This is a genomic window from Paraburkholderia sp. 22099 (assembly GCF_052045835.1).
GTDB lineage: Bacteria > Pseudomonadota > Gammaproteobacteria > Burkholderiales > Burkholderiaceae > Paraburkholderia > Paraburkholderia terricola.
On sequence record NZ_JBQEPU010000003.1, the window covers coordinates 262793 to 276168 of the forward strand.

Sequence of the window (13376 nt, forward strand, 5' to 3'; positions counted from 1 at the left end):
GGCGCGCCGCAGTTGGACCCTGCGTGAAACGCTGCGCGCCGGCATTACAGCGGAGGCTCGACTGTCGTGCGGCGCATCGGCGCCGGCGGCGCGGACGGCGCCACGACGCCCATCGAGACGATGTACTTGAGCGCGGCGTCGACCGTCATGTCGAGTTCGATCACTTCGCTCTTGGGCACCATCAGGAAGAAGCCGGACGTTGGATTCGGCGTGGTCGGCACATACACGCTGACGTGATCTTCTTTCAGGTGATTGGCCACGTCGCCGCCCGGAATGCCGGTCAGAAACGCGATCGTATAGGAGCCGCGGCGCGGATACTCGATCAGCAGAGCCTTGCGAAACGCGTTGCCGCTGCTCGACAGCAAGGTGTCCGACACCTGCTTGACGCTGGTGTAGATCGGCCCGACCACCGGAATGTGGGCGACCACGACTTCCCACCACTTCACGAGCTTCTGCCCGACGAAGTTTTGCGTCAACAAGCCGACGACAAAGATGAACGCCAGCGTGAGCACCGCGCCCAGGCCGGGCAGGCGAAAGCCGAATATGCGCTCGGGCTGCCACGCGCGCGGCAGGAGCAACAGCGTCTGGTCCATCGTGCCGATGATCAGGCCGAGCACCCACAGTGTGATAGCCAGAGGCACCAGCACCAGCAGGCCAGTCAGGAACACCGATTTGAGCGTCGTTTTTTTCGTCGTCATGTGTACCGCCAGAAAGCCGCGCGAGCCGGTAACCGGCGCGCGGCGTGTGCGCCGCTCGTTTGAGCGGCAGTCCCGCTAGGCGCTGCCGGCACCGCTCGTGGCGGCCGGTGCGGCAGCTGGCGCGGCAGGCGTTGCAGCCACGCTCGATGAACCGGCTGCGGCCGCGCCGTTGGCCGAAGCCGTGTCGGATTTGGCGCCGCCGCCATTCGCGGCTGCAGCGCTTTCTCCCGAGCCGCCATTCGAAGCGGCATTCGCGTCGGGTTTGGCAGGCGCGCCCGCGCCGCTATTGCCCCCGCGGAAATCGGTGACGTACCAGCCGGAGCCCTTCAACTGAAAGCCGGCCGCAGTCACCTGCTTGCGAAAGCTGTCTTTCCCGCATTCGGGACATTGCGTCAACTGGGGGTCGCTCATCTTCTGAAGCACGTCCTTCCCGAAGCCGCATGATTCGCAACGATAAGCGTAGATCGGCATGATCTTTTCCCTACTGAAATCTTGTAAACGCTTGCAAAGCCTTGAATTATAGCCGCAAACGATCTCCCCTCCCCGGATTTCGGGGCGGGCGATCGACCCGGCCGCCGTTGCGGCAGATGGGGGCGGCGGCCGCCGAATCAAGTGCGGTGCGAGCCGTTTTGGAGCCGTGCCGCGCCGCGCGAGAACGTTGACCGAGCCGCGCCGGAGTGCGGCGCGGCAGCCCTCAAGCCAGCCGACGCCAAGTGAGCCAGCGCTCACGTCCCGCAAAGACGGGAATCGAATCGTTCACGGCTTCATCTTCGATCAGTTCGAAATTGGGCGTGAGCAGTGCGTCCAACTCGTTACGCTCGATGCCGAACGGCGGTCCTTTCGGCGTCGATCCGATAAAGAAGAAACCGGCCAGCAGCGCGCCCGCAGGCAAGAGTTCCGCTACCCGCTGCGCATAGTCGGCGCGGCGCGACGGCGGCAACGCGCACAGGAATGCGCGCTCGTAGATCCATGCGGGCGAAAACGGCGGCTCATAGGCGAAGAAATCCGCCTGTTCGACGAGGTGCGCATGCTTGCCCAACTGCTCATGCGCGGCTGCGACCGCAGCGTGCGAAAAATCGATCGCCCGCACGGGGTTGCCGTGCTCGGCCAGCCAGAGCGCTTCGTAGGCGCTGCCGCAACCGGGGATCAGCACGGCCGCGCCGCTGTGACGAGCCGCGAACGACTGAAACGCGGACGGCACGCCACCTTGATCCCACGGTGTGTGGTGACGCTCGAAACGCTCGTCCCAGAACTCCGGCGAGTTGGGGTCGCGGCTTGCAAAGTCGGGCGCGGAGGGTTGCGTTGGGTCGCTCATGGAATGCTCGCCTGAATGTAGACCTGGACCTGGATCGCCCTCAACCGCCGTAAGCGAAAGCCAGAAACGCCCGCGCCAACACTGCGCCGACACCGACCGCCACGCCGAATAGGAGCAAGCCTTGCAGCAACCGGTTCGTACGTTTCTGCTCGAGCAGAATCTGGCGAATCATGTCGTCGTTCATGCCGCGACCGTGGTCGTGACGCTCAGCGAGTACGTGATGGATCAGGCGCGGCAACTGCGGCAGCGTCTTGCTCCACTGCGGCGCCTCGATTTTCAGGCGCTCGTACCAGCCGCGCAGACCAATCTGCTCGTTCATCCAGCGTTCGAGATAGGGCTTCGCGGTCTTCCACAGATCCAGTTCAGGATCGAGCGAGCGGCCGAGCCCTTCCACGTTCAGCATGGTTTTTTGCAGCAGCACCAGTTGCGGCTGAATCTCGACGTTGAAGCGGCGCGAGGTCGAGAACAGCCGCATCAGCACCTGGCCCAGCGAAATATCTTTCAGCGCGCGGTCGAAATACGGCTCGCAGACCGCGCGGATCGCGCTTTCGAGTTCCTCGACGCGGGTGGTGGGCGGCACCCAGCCCGACTCCAGGTGCAAGGTGGCGACGCGATGATAGTCGCGCTTGAAGAACGCGAGGAAGTTCTGTGCCAGATAGTTCTTATCGAAGTCCGACAGCGCGCCGATGATGCCGAAATCGAGCGCGATATAGCGGCCGAAATGCACAGGGTCGAGGCTCACCTGAATGTTGCCGGGGTGCATGTCGGCATGGAAAAAACCGTCGCGGAACACTTGAGTGAAGAAAATTTCCACGCCCTCGCGCGCCAGCTTCGGGATATCGACGCCCGCCCCGCGCAGCGTTTCCACCTGGCTGATCGGCACGCCGACCATGCGCTCCATCACCAGCACCGTGGGCGTGCAGAATTCCCAGTACATCTCCGGCACCAACAGCAGGTCGAGCCCGGCGAAGTTGCGCCGCAGTTGGCTGCCGTTGGCCGCCTCGCGCATCAGGTCGAGTTCGTCGTGCAGATATTTGTCGAATTCCGCCACCACCTCACGCGGCTTGAGGCGCTTGCCGTCCGCCCACAGGCGCTCGGCCCAGACAGCGATGTCGCGCAGCAACGCGAGGTCGGAGTCGATGACCGGCAGCATGTTCGGCCGCAGCACCTTCACCGCAACCGCCTTGCCCGCATGCTGGCCGGCCTTCACCTTGGCGAAATGCACCTGCGCGATCGACGCGCTCGCCACCGGCACCCGCTCGAAGTCGTCGAACAGCACGTCGACCGGTGCGCCCAGCGACTTTTCCACCAGCCCGATCGCGACCGTCGAATCGAACGGCGGCACCTGATCCTGAAGCTTGGCGAGTTCGTTGGCGATATCGACCGGCAGCAGGTCGCGCCGGGTGGACAACACCTGACCGAACTTGACGAAGATCGGCCCCAGGCTTTCCAACGCGAGCCGCAAACGCACGCCGGGCGGCGCATCGAACTTGCGGCCGATGGTGGTGATGCGCAGAAGCAGACGCACGCGCCGGTCGTTGATGCGCCCGAGCATCATCTCATCGAGACCGAATCGGATAACCGTGAAAAAAATCTTGAGGAAACGCAGAAAACGCATGGTTGTGCCCAGTGACTAGCGCGTGCCGCGCGACGTGGCGGCGCCGCCTGGCGCATCTGCGCCGCGGGCTTCGACCTTCTGTTGAAGACGCTCGATGCGCTTTTCCACACGCGCCAGGGCATCGCGCGCGCGCGCCAGTTCGGCATTGAAGTCTTCCAGCGCAACGCGGCGCACCAGTTGCGGGTTCTCGTCGAGCAGATATTCGGCGGCCGTGTCGAGCAGATTGCGCCCGGTGCGCTGCACGTGTTGGCCGACCGAGCGCACGACCGAGGCAACCCGCCATGCAGGACCGTCGCCGATTAGCCTGGCAAGATCTTCTTCGGGCTCCCAGCGCAGATGCTCGGCGAGTTTGGCTATCACCTGCGCGAACTCCGCGTCGCCTTCGATCTTCACGTGCTTCATCACGGCGGCCTGGCCGCCTTGCACGAAGGCCGGCAATGCATCGGACGGCACCGAAATGGTCACATCGAACCGTTGCGCCTCGGTTTCGCCGACCGCACTCAGATAACCGTCCGGCTGCACCAGCAACATCAGCACGACTGGCGCGCACGTCAGCCTGGCGGTTTTGCCCGCGTAGGGGGCGAGGCGCTCACGAGCCCACGATTCGCGGGCGAGCAGATGATTGACAGCAGCAGCGAAAGGCTTGGCGGCGAGGGTCATTGAAAGTGGCAAGAAAAAACCCGCGCGGGCGAGGTGCCCACGCGGGTTCCTATTGTAACGTCCGTTCGCTTCGCGGCTCGCTATGCCAAACGGCCAACGCTTTGTGCAAAGTCAGGGCTAAGCCCTACCGCTTCGGCTCTTCCCTGCTCGCGCCTCAGTGCTGCGCAACCTGCTGGATGCCGGCCAGCAGCCAGCCTTCGCCGGCCCGGTTCGACTTCGACAGGTTCCAGACTTCGACGAACGGTTCCGCCGCCGCACCCGGTGCCTCGCGAATCAAGCCGGAGAAGCGCACGCTGGCGAAGTACTCGTTCGCGCGCTCCTCAACGCCGAGCAGTTCGGCGTTCAGCTGCACCACGTCGGTCTGATTGGGCTCTGCACCGCGCGAAGACAGATCGACCCTCACTTCAGCGAACATTTCGGGCGTGGTGAACTCGCGGATGTCGTCCATGTTGCCGACGTCCCATGCGGCTTGCAGCCGCACGAAATACACCTTGGCGTTGCGCAGGAACGCTTCCGAATCGAAGCCGGCCGGCACGGCGGGCACCGCGTTGATGGACGGCGTGGTCAACGGATTGCCTTGCGGTTCGAGGTACGAGCCGGTGGGCGGTGCGGTGTAACGCGGTTCCTGCGAGTAGCCGGTGCCGCCCGAATTGAGAGTCGGCGCGCCGCCCGCGTAGGCCGGGTGCGCCGCATCGCGCTTGCGACCCATGAAGCGGCGGATCAACCAGATGGCGATCATCGCGATCAAGGCAATCACGATGATGTTGGCCATGGCGCTGGCGAACGCACCGCCCAGACCGAAGTGCGACAGCAACGCCGCGATGCCGAGACCGGCGGCCAGACCGGCGATCGGCCCGAGCCAGCGCGACCGGTTAGGCTGCGGGGCCGGCGCCGCAGGCGCGGGGGCCGGCTGGGCACGCTGCGTAGCCTGATTGGTCGGTGAAGGTTGGGTCGGCGCCGCCTGCTGTTGCTGAACGGTATTCGACTGACGGCCGATGCTGCGGCTGCCGCCCATGCGGCGAGCTTCCGCGTCGAGCGAGGCGAGCGAGCCGGCCATGATCAGACCGACCATTGCGATCAGTCCGATTCTTCTCACCAACGACCTCGACACCTTACGGGGAGATGACACACCTGAATCGGACATTTTCGTACTTTCCTTTAAAAATCGATGGGTTAGGAACCCTAGTATTTGGTCCCCACATGTAAAGCTACCACGCCAGCTGACAAATTGTAATATTTGACGCCATCGAGGCCCGCTTGTTCCATCATTGTTTTCAAGGTTTCCTGGTCCGGGTGCATCCGGATCGACTCGGCGAGATAGCGGTAGCTCTCGGCGTCCTTCGCGAAGCGGTCGCCGAGCCACGGCAACACTCTGAACGAATAGACGTCGTAGACCTTCTTGAGCGGGTCCCATACCTTCGAGAATTCCAGCACCAGCAGACGGCCCGCCGGCTTCAACACGCGGCGCATTTCCGCCAGCGCGACATCCTTATGCGTCATGTTGCGCAAGCCGAATGCCACGGTCACCACGTCGAAGTAATTGTCCGGAAAGGGGATTTTTTCGGCGTCGCAGAGCAGCGCCGGCGTGATCACGCCCTTGTCCAGCAGGCGGTCGCGGCCCACGCGCAGCATCGATTCATTGATGTCGGTGTGCCACACCTCGCCCGTGTCGCCCGCCTGCTTCGCGAACGCCTTGGACAGATCGCCCGTGCCGCCCGCAATGTCGAGCACCTTGAAACCCGGCCGCACGTTGGCCTGGGCGATCGTGAACATCTTCCACGCCCGGTGCAATCCGCCCGACATCAGGTCGTTCATCAGGTCGTAGTTAGCGGCAACCGAGTGGAATACGCCCGCCACCTTCTGCGCCTTTTCCTGTTCGTCGACCGATTGAAAGCCGAAGTGGGTTTTGCTCATCGCGCTCGTCCTTTCGCGTATTCTGAAATGTTGCGCCGCATCAGTGCGGCGATGGGGCGAATCGTATCAGTGACAATGCCCGTGCGCAGCGCCGGCTGGAACCATCGGCGTATCGCGGTCGACTCCGGCGGCTTCCAGTTTGGCGAGGTAGGCTCGCCAGAGTTCATCCTGGCGGACCGCCATGTCGTACAGCAAATCCCACGAATAGATGCCGGTGGCGTGGCCGTCCGAGAAAGTCGGCTGCAACGCATAGTTGCCGACGCCTTCGAGCATCGTGATCGTCACCTCGCGCTTGCCGGTTTGCAGCGTTTCCTGGCCGGGCCCGTGACCCTGCACTTCCGCCGAAGGCGAATACACGCGCAGCAGTTCGAACGGCAGGCGATACGATTCGCCGTTTGCATACTGCAATTCGAGCACGCGCGATTTCGAATGCAGGACGACGCCGGTCGGCACCGGTGTATCGGGGGTCAGTCCGCTCATGATGGCCTCAAAAGAAAACGCCGGGCCGCCCCAAGATGTCGCCCCGTCGCGGAGCTTGGCGCGTAGCGGCAGGTTACGGGGCGCTCAGCCAAGCGCTTGTTCGATTTCCTGCCGCACGGCTTCGCGCAACAAGGTAGCTTGCGCGCGGCGCGACGACAGCATGGCTTCGGACACCGTGCGCTGGCGCGGCGCCCAAATGGGCAGCGGGAAATGCGCGTCGTTCGAAAAACGCGGAATCACATGCCAGTGCACATGCGGCACCTGGTTGCCGAGGCTCGCCAGGTTGACCTTCACCGGCTGAAGGATGCGCCGCATCGCGCGTTCGACCGCATAAACGGCCTTCATCACGCGATCGCGGTCGCTTCCGTCGAGATCGGAAAACTCGGCTACATGCCTGTTCCAGATCACCCGGCAAAGGCCCGGATAATCGTGTTCGTCGGCGAGGACGACGCGCAAGGTGTCGTCCTGCCACAGCACATCGCCGCCATCTTCATGGCAAAAAACGCAATCCATCGTCGTCCTCAGGCAAAAATCGTCAGTGCTTGCATTAAACCAGCACGCGCTCGATTCCGCCATTGTTCGCCCGCTGCACGTAATCGGCCATCCAGTTTTCACCGAGCACATGACGCGCCATCTCGACCACGATGTAATCCGCGTCGATATTCGCGTCTTCGTTGTAACGCGACAGGCCTTGCAGGCAGGACGGGCAGCTCGTCAGGATCTTCACGTCGGTGGCGCCCTTCGGCTGCGGACCGTCGCCGGCCTTCAGCACGGAGCCGTTCGGCGCGCCCGCCGAGCCGGCCGATGCGTTGACCGGATTGATCGCGTTCGCGCCGGCTTCCGCGAGCAGCGGAATGCCGCGCAGCTTCGCCGCGCCCTTGCGGATTTCCTCTTCCTTGCGAAAGCGCACCTGCGTCGAAATGTCAGGCCGAGTCACGGCCAGTGTGCCGGACTCGCCACAGCAGCGATCGTTTTTCTCGATCCTGTAGCCATCTTTCTCCGAGCCCATCAGTTCGTTGACGAGCTTGACCGGATCCATCGTCTTGATCGGCGTGTGACACGGGTCGTGATACATGTAGCGCACGCCGTTCACGCCTTCGAGCTTCATGCCTTTTTCCAGCAGGAACTCGTGGATGTCGATGATCCGGCAGCCGGGGAAAATCTTTTCGAATTCGTAACCGGCGAGCTGGTCGTAACACGTGCCGCACGACACCACCACCGTCTTGATGTCGAGATAGTTCAGCGTATTCGCGACGCGGTGGAACAGCACGCGGTTATCGGTGACGATCTGCTCGGCCTTGTCGAACTGGCCCGAGCCGCGCTGCGGATAGCCGCAGCACAGATAACCCGGCGGCAGCACTGTTTGCACGCCGGCTTCCCACAGCATGGCCTGGGTCGCCAGCCCGACTTGCGAGAACAGCCGCTCGGAGCCGCAGCCGGGGAAGTAGAACACCGCTTCCGTGTCGGCGTTGGTCGTTTGCGGATTGCGGATGATCGGAACGATCTTGTTGTCCTCGATATCCAGCAACGCGCGCGCGGTTTTCTTCGGCAGATTCCCCGGCATCTTCTTGTTCATGAAGTGGATCACCTGCTGGGTGACCGGCGGCTTGCCCACGGTGGCCGGCGGGTGCGCCGTCTGCTTCTTCGCGAACTTCTTCAGCAGGTCGTTGCCGAGGCGCTGCGCCTTGTAGCCGACGCCCATCATCGCGGTGCGCGCGAGGTTGATGGTCTGCGGATTGGTCGCGTTCAGGAAAAACATGCCGGCCGCGTTGCCCGGATTGAACTTCTTCTTGCCCATCTTGCGCAGCAGGTTGCGCATGTTCATGGTCACGTCGCCGAAGTCGATCTTCACCGGGCACGGCGTCACGCACTTGTGACAGACCGTGCAGTGATCGGCGACGTCGTTGAATTCGTCCCAGTGCTTGATCGACACGCCGCGGCGCGTCTGCTCTTCGTACAGGAACGCCTCGACCAGCAAGGAGGTGGCGAGAATCTTGTTGCGCGGGCTGTACAGCAGGTTCGCGCGCGGCACGTGGGTCGCGCACACCGGCTTGCACTTGCCGCAACGCAGGCAGTCCTTGATCGACTCGGAAATCGCGCCGATGTCGGACTGCTGCATGATCAGCGATTCATAGCCCATCAGGCCGAAGCTCGGCGTATAGGCGTTGCGCAGGTCGGCGCCTGCGAGCAGCTTGCCGGCGTTGAAGCGCCCATGCGGATCGACGCGCTGCTTGTACGCGCGGAATTCGCCGATCTCGTCGTCGGTGAGGAATTCGAGCTTGGTGATGCCGATGCCGTGCTCGCCGGAAATCACGCCGTCGAGCGAACGCGCCAGCTTCATGATGCGCGCGACCGCCGTGTGGGCGTCCTGCAGCATCTCGTAGTTGTCGGAGTTGACCGGCAGGTTCGTGTGGACGTTGCCGTCGCCCGCGTGCATGTGCAGCGCGACGAACACGCGGCCGCGCAGCACCTGCTTGTGGATCGCCTGGGCTTCGTCGAGGATCGGCTTGAACTCGCCGCCGTTGAAGATCTGCCGCAGTTCGGCGCGAATCTCCTGCTTCCACGACACGCGGATCGTACGGTCCTGCGTGACGTGAAACACGGTGGCGTCCGGCTGCGCGTCCGCGCGATCGGCGAACTTCTCCGCCAGCGCTTCGTAGCCGAGACCGACCAGGTAGTGCTGCGCTTCACGCAACGAGAGATCGAGCTTGTCGCGCAGGAATTCCCAGCGCGTGCGCACGCGCTTCAACAGATCGAGCGCTTGCTGCACGCGATCCTCGAGCAGTTCGGCGCTCGGGATTTCGTTGGCGTCGTCGCTCTTGCCGAGCGGCAGTTTGCCGGCCTTGAAGAACGCTTCCAGCGCGTCGACCAGTTGCAGCTTGTTCTTGATCGACAGCTCGATATTGATGCGCTCGATGCCGTCCGTGTACTCGCCCATGCGGTCGAGCGGAATCACCACGTCTTCGTTGATCTTGAACGCGTTCGTGTGCTTGGCGATCGCGGCGGTGCGGCTGCGGTCGAGCCAGAAACGCTTCCTCGCCTCGGCGTTGACCGCGACGAAGCCTTCGCCGCTCTTGCCGTTGGCCATGCGCACGACTTCCGAGGTGGCCTGCGCGACCGCGTCCGCATCGTCGCCGACGATGTCGCCGATCAGCACCATCTTCGGAAACGCGTTGCGCTTGCTCTTGGTGGCGTAGCCGACCGCGCGCAGATAGCGCTCGTCGAGGTGTTCGAGGCCGGCCAGGATCGCGCCGCCCTGCTTCGACGTTTCGAACAGATAGTCCTTGATCTCGACGATGCTCGGGATCGCATCGCGCGCCTGGCCGAAGAATTCGAGGCAGACGGTGCGCGTGTGCGCCGGCATCTTGTGCAGCACCCAGCGCGCGGACGTGATCAGCCCGTCGCAGCCTTCCTTCTGCACGCCCGGCAGACCGGCGAGGAATTTGTCGGTGACGTCCTTGCCGAGACCTTCCTTGCGGAACACGCGGCCCTTGATGTCGAGCGCCTCCGTGCGCAGCAGCTTCTCGCCCGGCGCGTAGTTGCCGTCGAACCATTTCAGCTCGAAACGCGCGACTTCGATGTCGTGAATCTTGCCGAGGTTGTGGTCCAGACGCGTCACTTCGAGCCAGTTCCCTTCCGGGTCGACCATGCGCCACCAGGCGAGATTGTCGAGCGCCGTACCCCACAGCACCGCTTTCTTGCCGCCCGCGTTCATCGCGACGTTGCCGCCGACGCAGGACGCATCCAGCGAGGTCGGATCGACCGCGAACACAAAGCCGGCCTGCTCGGCCGCTTCGGTCACGCGGCGCGTGACGACGCCCGCACCGGAGAAAATCGTCGCCACCTTGCGCTCGACGCCCGGCAGTTCGGTCATCTCGACCGCGCCCAGTTGTTCCAGCTTTTCCGTGTTGATGACGGCCGAAAACGGCGTGAGCGGCACCGCGCCGCCCGTGTAGCCCGTGCCGCCGCCGCGCGGAATCACGGTCAGACCGAGCTCGAAACACGCCTTGATCATGCCGGCGATCTCCGCTTCGGTATCCGGCGTGAGTACGACGAACGGGTACTCGACGCGCCAGTCGGTGGCGTCCGTCACATGCGAGACGCGGGACAAACCGTCGAACTTGATGTTGTCTTTTTCGGTGACGCGGCCCAGCACCTTGGTCGCGCGGCGGCGCAGATCGTAGGTTTTCTGGAATTCGCTTTCGAAGTCGTCGACGGCGCGGCGCGCGGCCTCGACCAGGGTTTCGACCCGAGCGGCCCGGTCGACGCCCGCTTCGTCGCCATGCTCGACCAGATCGGCGCGGCGGCGCTTTTCGATTTCAGACAGACGGTGATGCAGCGCTTCGATCAACATCGCCCGGCGCTTGGGGTTGTCGAGCAGATCGTCTTGCAGGTAGGGATTGCGACGCACGACCCAGATGTCGCCGAGCACTTCGTAAAGCATGCGTGCCGAACGGCCGGTGCGGCGCTCCGCGCGCAGTTCGGCCAGTGCCGCCCAGGCGTCGTCGCCGAGCAGACGAATGACGATTTCGCGGTCGGAAAAGGACGTGTAGTTATAGGGAATTTCGCGCAGACGCGCTTCGGGATCGGCGGCCACCGCGGCGGCGGCCCCGTGCGGATCGAATACTTGAGGTGCGTTCATGTTCGGACGACTCGGTGGGTCAACCGGCCGCGCTCAGGTGGAAGGCGTCGGCTGACGGTGCGCGTGGGGCGCAATGCTGGAAAATTTCTAGTGGAGCGAAGCGCAACCGACGGTTTCCTCACATCGATCGCTTCACGGCGCTCAGATGCAGCTACACGATCGTGCCCGGCGGGCGTGACGCTCCGCCGCGGGGCAACACTCACGCGGGATGGGCATCGAATGGGCGATCCGAGGCTGCCAGTGCATCTTCCGATCCTTATTCCAAAATGGAATTCTACCGCATGATCCCGCCGCGCGTTGACGGCTGAAATCGGAGGCGTGGCGGGGCTTGGCGGGTTTTCGTCACTAACACACGCGCCTTCGTGCATATGGCCAATTGACCAACCGGGCGGTCAGGCGGCGCTCGGGGCGCGGCTCCGACCGCCGCGCGGAAGCCGGAGCGCACGCCGTTGGCGCTATCATTGGTCCTTTCCCGTCTTATAAAGCGCACCGCGCCACCCGCATGGCTTCCCACGACTACCTGAAGAAAACCCTGACCGCACGCGTCTACGACGTGGCCCGCGAGACCGAACTGGAACGCGCGCCGAATCTGTCGGCGCGCCTGCGCAATCCGGTCTACCTGAAGCGCGAGGACAACCAGCCGGTGTTCTCGTTCAAGGTGCGCGGCGCGTACAACAAGATGGCGCACATTCCGGCCGAGGCGCTGGAGCGTGGGGTGATCACCGCGTCGGCGGGCAATCATGCGCAGGGCGTGGCGCTGTCGGCGGCACGGCTGGGCGTGAAGGCGATCATCGTCGTGCCGGTCACCACCCCGCAGGTGAAGGTCGATGCGGTGCGCGCGCACGGCGGGCCGACCGTCGAGGTGGTGCAGTCGGGCGAGTCGTATAGCGATGCGTACGCGCATGCGCTGACGCTGCAGAAAGCGCGCGGCCTGACCTTCGTGCATCCGTTCGACGATCCGTATGTGATCGCCGGCCAGGGCACCGTCGCGATGGAAATTCTCAGCCAGCATCAGGGACCGATTCACGCGATCTTCGTGCCGATCGGCGGCGGCGGACTCGCGGCGGGCGTCGCCGCGTACGTGAAATCGGTGCGCCCGGAGATCAAGGTGATCGGCGTGCAGACCGACGATTCGTGCGCGATGGCCGCGTCGCTGAAAGCCGGCGAGCGGGTCACGCTGAACGAGGTCGGCCTGTTCTCGGACGGCACCGCGGTGAAGCTGGTGGGCGAGGAAACCTTCCGCCTGTGCCGCGAGTATCTCGACGACGTGCTGCTCGTGAACACCGATGCGCTGTGCGCGGCGATCAAGGACGTGTTCCAGGACACCCGCAGCGTGCTCGAACCTGCCGGCTCGCTCGCGGTGGCCGGTGCGAAGCAGTATGCCGAGCGCGAAGGCATCGAGAACCAGACGCTGGTCGCGATCACGTCGGGCGCGAACATGAATTTCGACCGCATGCGCTTCGTGGCCGAGCGCGCCGAAGTGGGGGAAGCGCGCGAGGCGGTGTTCGCCGTGACGATTCCCGAGGAGCGCGGCAGCTTCCGGCGCTTCTGCGAACTGGTCGGCACGCGCAGCGTCACCGAGTTCAACTACCGGATCGCGGACGCGAGCTCGGCGCATATCTTCGTCGGCGTGCAGATCCGGAACCGCAGCGAGTCCGCGCAGATCGCGGGCGCCTTTGAAGCGCACGGCTTCGCCACTGTCGACCTGACCTTCGATGAACTCTCGAAGCAGCACATCCGCTACATGGTCGGCGGCCGCTCGCCGCTCGCGCATGACGAACGGCTGTTCCGCTTCGAGTTTCCCGAGCGGCCGGGCGCGCTGATGAAGTTCCTGTCGTCGATGGCGCCGAACTGGAATATCAGCCTCTTTCACTATCGCAACCAGGGCGCGGACTACAGCTCGATCCTGGTCGGCATTCAGGTGCCCGACAGCGAGAACAGCGAGTTCGGACGCTTTCTCGCGACGCTGGGGTATCCGTATTGGGAAGAGACCGGCAATCCGGTGTACCGCTTATTCCTCGCCTGATCTTTTGGGATTGAAACGCGCAG

The 13376-nt window shown here is 63.9% G+C and carries 11 protein-coding genes; 1 reads left to right on the plus strand and 10 read right to left on the minus strand.

Annotation, left to right across the window (positions count from 1 at the left end; translation table 11 throughout):
• Positions 1-44: 44 nt before the first annotated feature.
• From ACTJLC_RS05120 to ACTJLC_RS05165, 10 genes are all read right to left on the minus strand, one after another.
• On the minus strand, positions 45-698 hold the full coding sequence (locus tag ACTJLC_RS05120; protein WP_073428281.1) for a DUF502 domain-containing protein: 654 nt from the start codon (positions 696-698) through the stop codon (positions 45-47).
• A gap of 75 nt (positions 699-773) precedes the next feature.
• Positions 774-1169: an FmdB family zinc ribbon protein gene (locus tag ACTJLC_RS05125; RefSeq protein WP_083084632.1), complete on the minus strand. Its 396-nt coding sequence runs from the start codon at positions 1167-1169 to the stop codon at positions 774-776.
• Positions 1170-1392: 223 nt separating this feature from the next.
• The gene (locus ACTJLC_RS05130) at positions 1393-2013 is read right to left on the minus strand and encodes a thiopurine S-methyltransferase (RefSeq protein WP_310130618.1); all 621 of its coding nucleotides are present in this window, start codon (positions 2011-2013) and stop codon (positions 1393-1395) included.
• Positions 2014-2053: 40 nt separating this feature from the next.
• The gene (ubiB, locus tag ACTJLC_RS05135) at positions 2054-3631 is read right to left on the minus strand and encodes a ubiquinone biosynthesis regulatory protein kinase UbiB (protein WP_073428284.1); all 1578 of its coding nucleotides are present in this window, start codon (positions 3629-3631) and stop codon (positions 2054-2056) included.
• 15 nt (positions 3632-3646) lie between these two features.
• Positions 3647-4291 (minus strand): ubiquinone biosynthesis accessory factor UbiJ, encoded by a 645-nt coding sequence (locus ACTJLC_RS05140; RefSeq protein ID WP_440843302.1) that lies wholly within the window; start codon positions 4289-4291, stop codon positions 3647-3649.
• A gap of 154 nt (positions 4292-4445) precedes the next feature.
• The gene (locus ACTJLC_RS05145; protein ID WP_073428286.1) at positions 4446-5435 is read right to left on the minus strand and encodes a Tim44 domain-containing protein; all 990 of its coding nucleotides are present in this window, start codon (positions 5433-5435) and stop codon (positions 4446-4448) included.
• A gap of 38 nt (positions 5436-5473) precedes the next feature.
• On the minus strand, positions 5474-6205 hold the full coding sequence (gene ubiE, locus ACTJLC_RS05150) for a bifunctional demethylmenaquinone methyltransferase/2-methoxy-6-polyprenyl-1,4-benzoquinol methylase UbiE (protein ID WP_073428287.1): 732 nt from the start codon (positions 6203-6205) through the stop codon (positions 5474-5476).
• Positions 6206-6271: 66 nt separating this feature from the next.
• Positions 6272-6685: a gamma-butyrobetaine hydroxylase-like domain-containing protein gene (locus tag ACTJLC_RS05155; protein ID WP_073428288.1), complete on the minus strand. Its 414-nt coding sequence runs from the start codon at positions 6683-6685 to the stop codon at positions 6272-6274.
• Positions 6686-6769: 84 nt separating this feature from the next.
• On the minus strand, positions 6770-7198 hold the full coding sequence (locus ACTJLC_RS05160) for an HIT family protein (protein ID WP_073428289.1): 429 nt from the start codon (positions 7196-7198) through the stop codon (positions 6770-6772).
• Between the two features lie 34 nt (positions 7199-7232).
• On the minus strand, positions 7233-11327 hold the full coding sequence (locus ACTJLC_RS05165; protein WP_073428290.1) for a DUF3683 domain-containing protein: 4095 nt from the start codon (positions 11325-11327) through the stop codon (positions 7233-7235).
• Between the two features lie 502 nt (positions 11328-11829).
• Here ACTJLC_RS05165 and ilvA point away from each other — a divergent pair.
• On the plus strand, positions 11830-13353 hold the full coding sequence (ilvA, locus tag ACTJLC_RS05170) for a threonine ammonia-lyase, biosynthetic (RefSeq protein WP_114161865.1): 1524 nt from the start codon (positions 11830-11832) through the stop codon (positions 13351-13353).
• Positions 13354-13376: the final 23 nt, after the last annotated feature.

What these genes read in the sequence shown, in the direction of transcription:
- ACTJLC_RS05130 (WP_310130618.1), bottom strand. Translation starts at nt 2,013, where the DNA reads ATGAGCGACCCAACGCAACCCTCCGCGCCCGACTTTGCAAGCCGCGAC.
- ubiE (WP_073428287.1), bottom strand. Translation starts at nt 6,205, where the DNA reads ATGAGCAAAACCCACTTCGGCTTTCAATCGGTCGACGAACAGGAAAAG.
- ACTJLC_RS05120 (WP_073428281.1), bottom strand. Translation starts at nt 698, where the DNA reads ATGACGACGAAAAAAACGACGCTCAAATCGGTGTTCCTGACTGGCCTG.
- ACTJLC_RS05155 (WP_073428288.1), bottom strand. Translation starts at nt 6,685, where the DNA reads ATGAGCGGACTGACCCCCGATACACCGGTGCCGACCGGCGTCGTCCTG.
- ACTJLC_RS05160 (WP_073428289.1), bottom strand. Translation starts at nt 7,198, where the DNA reads ATGGATTGCGTTTTTTGCCATGAAGATGGCGGCGATGTGCTGTGGCAG.
- ubiB (WP_073428284.1), bottom strand. Translation starts at nt 3,631, where the DNA reads ATGCGTTTTCTGCGTTTCCTCAAGATTTTTTTCACGGTTATCCGATTC.
- ilvA (WP_114161865.1), top strand. Translation starts at nt 11,830, where the DNA reads ATGGCTTCCCACGACTACCTGAAGAAAACCCTGACCGCACGCGTCTAC.
- ACTJLC_RS05140 (WP_440843302.1), bottom strand. Translation starts at nt 4,291, where the DNA reads ATGACCCTCGCCGCCAAGCCTTTCGCTGCTGCTGTCAATCATCTGCTC.
- ACTJLC_RS05165 (WP_073428290.1), bottom strand. Translation starts at nt 11,327, where the DNA reads ATGAACGCACCTCAAGTATTCGATCCGCACGGGGCCGCCGCCGCGGTG.
- ACTJLC_RS05145 (WP_073428286.1), bottom strand. Translation starts at nt 5,435, where the DNA reads ATGTCCGATTCAGGTGTGTCATCTCCCCGTAAGGTGTCGAGGTCGTTG.
- ACTJLC_RS05125 (WP_083084632.1), bottom strand. Translation starts at nt 1,169, where the DNA reads ATGCCGATCTACGCTTATCGTTGCGAATCATGCGGCTTCGGGAAGGAC.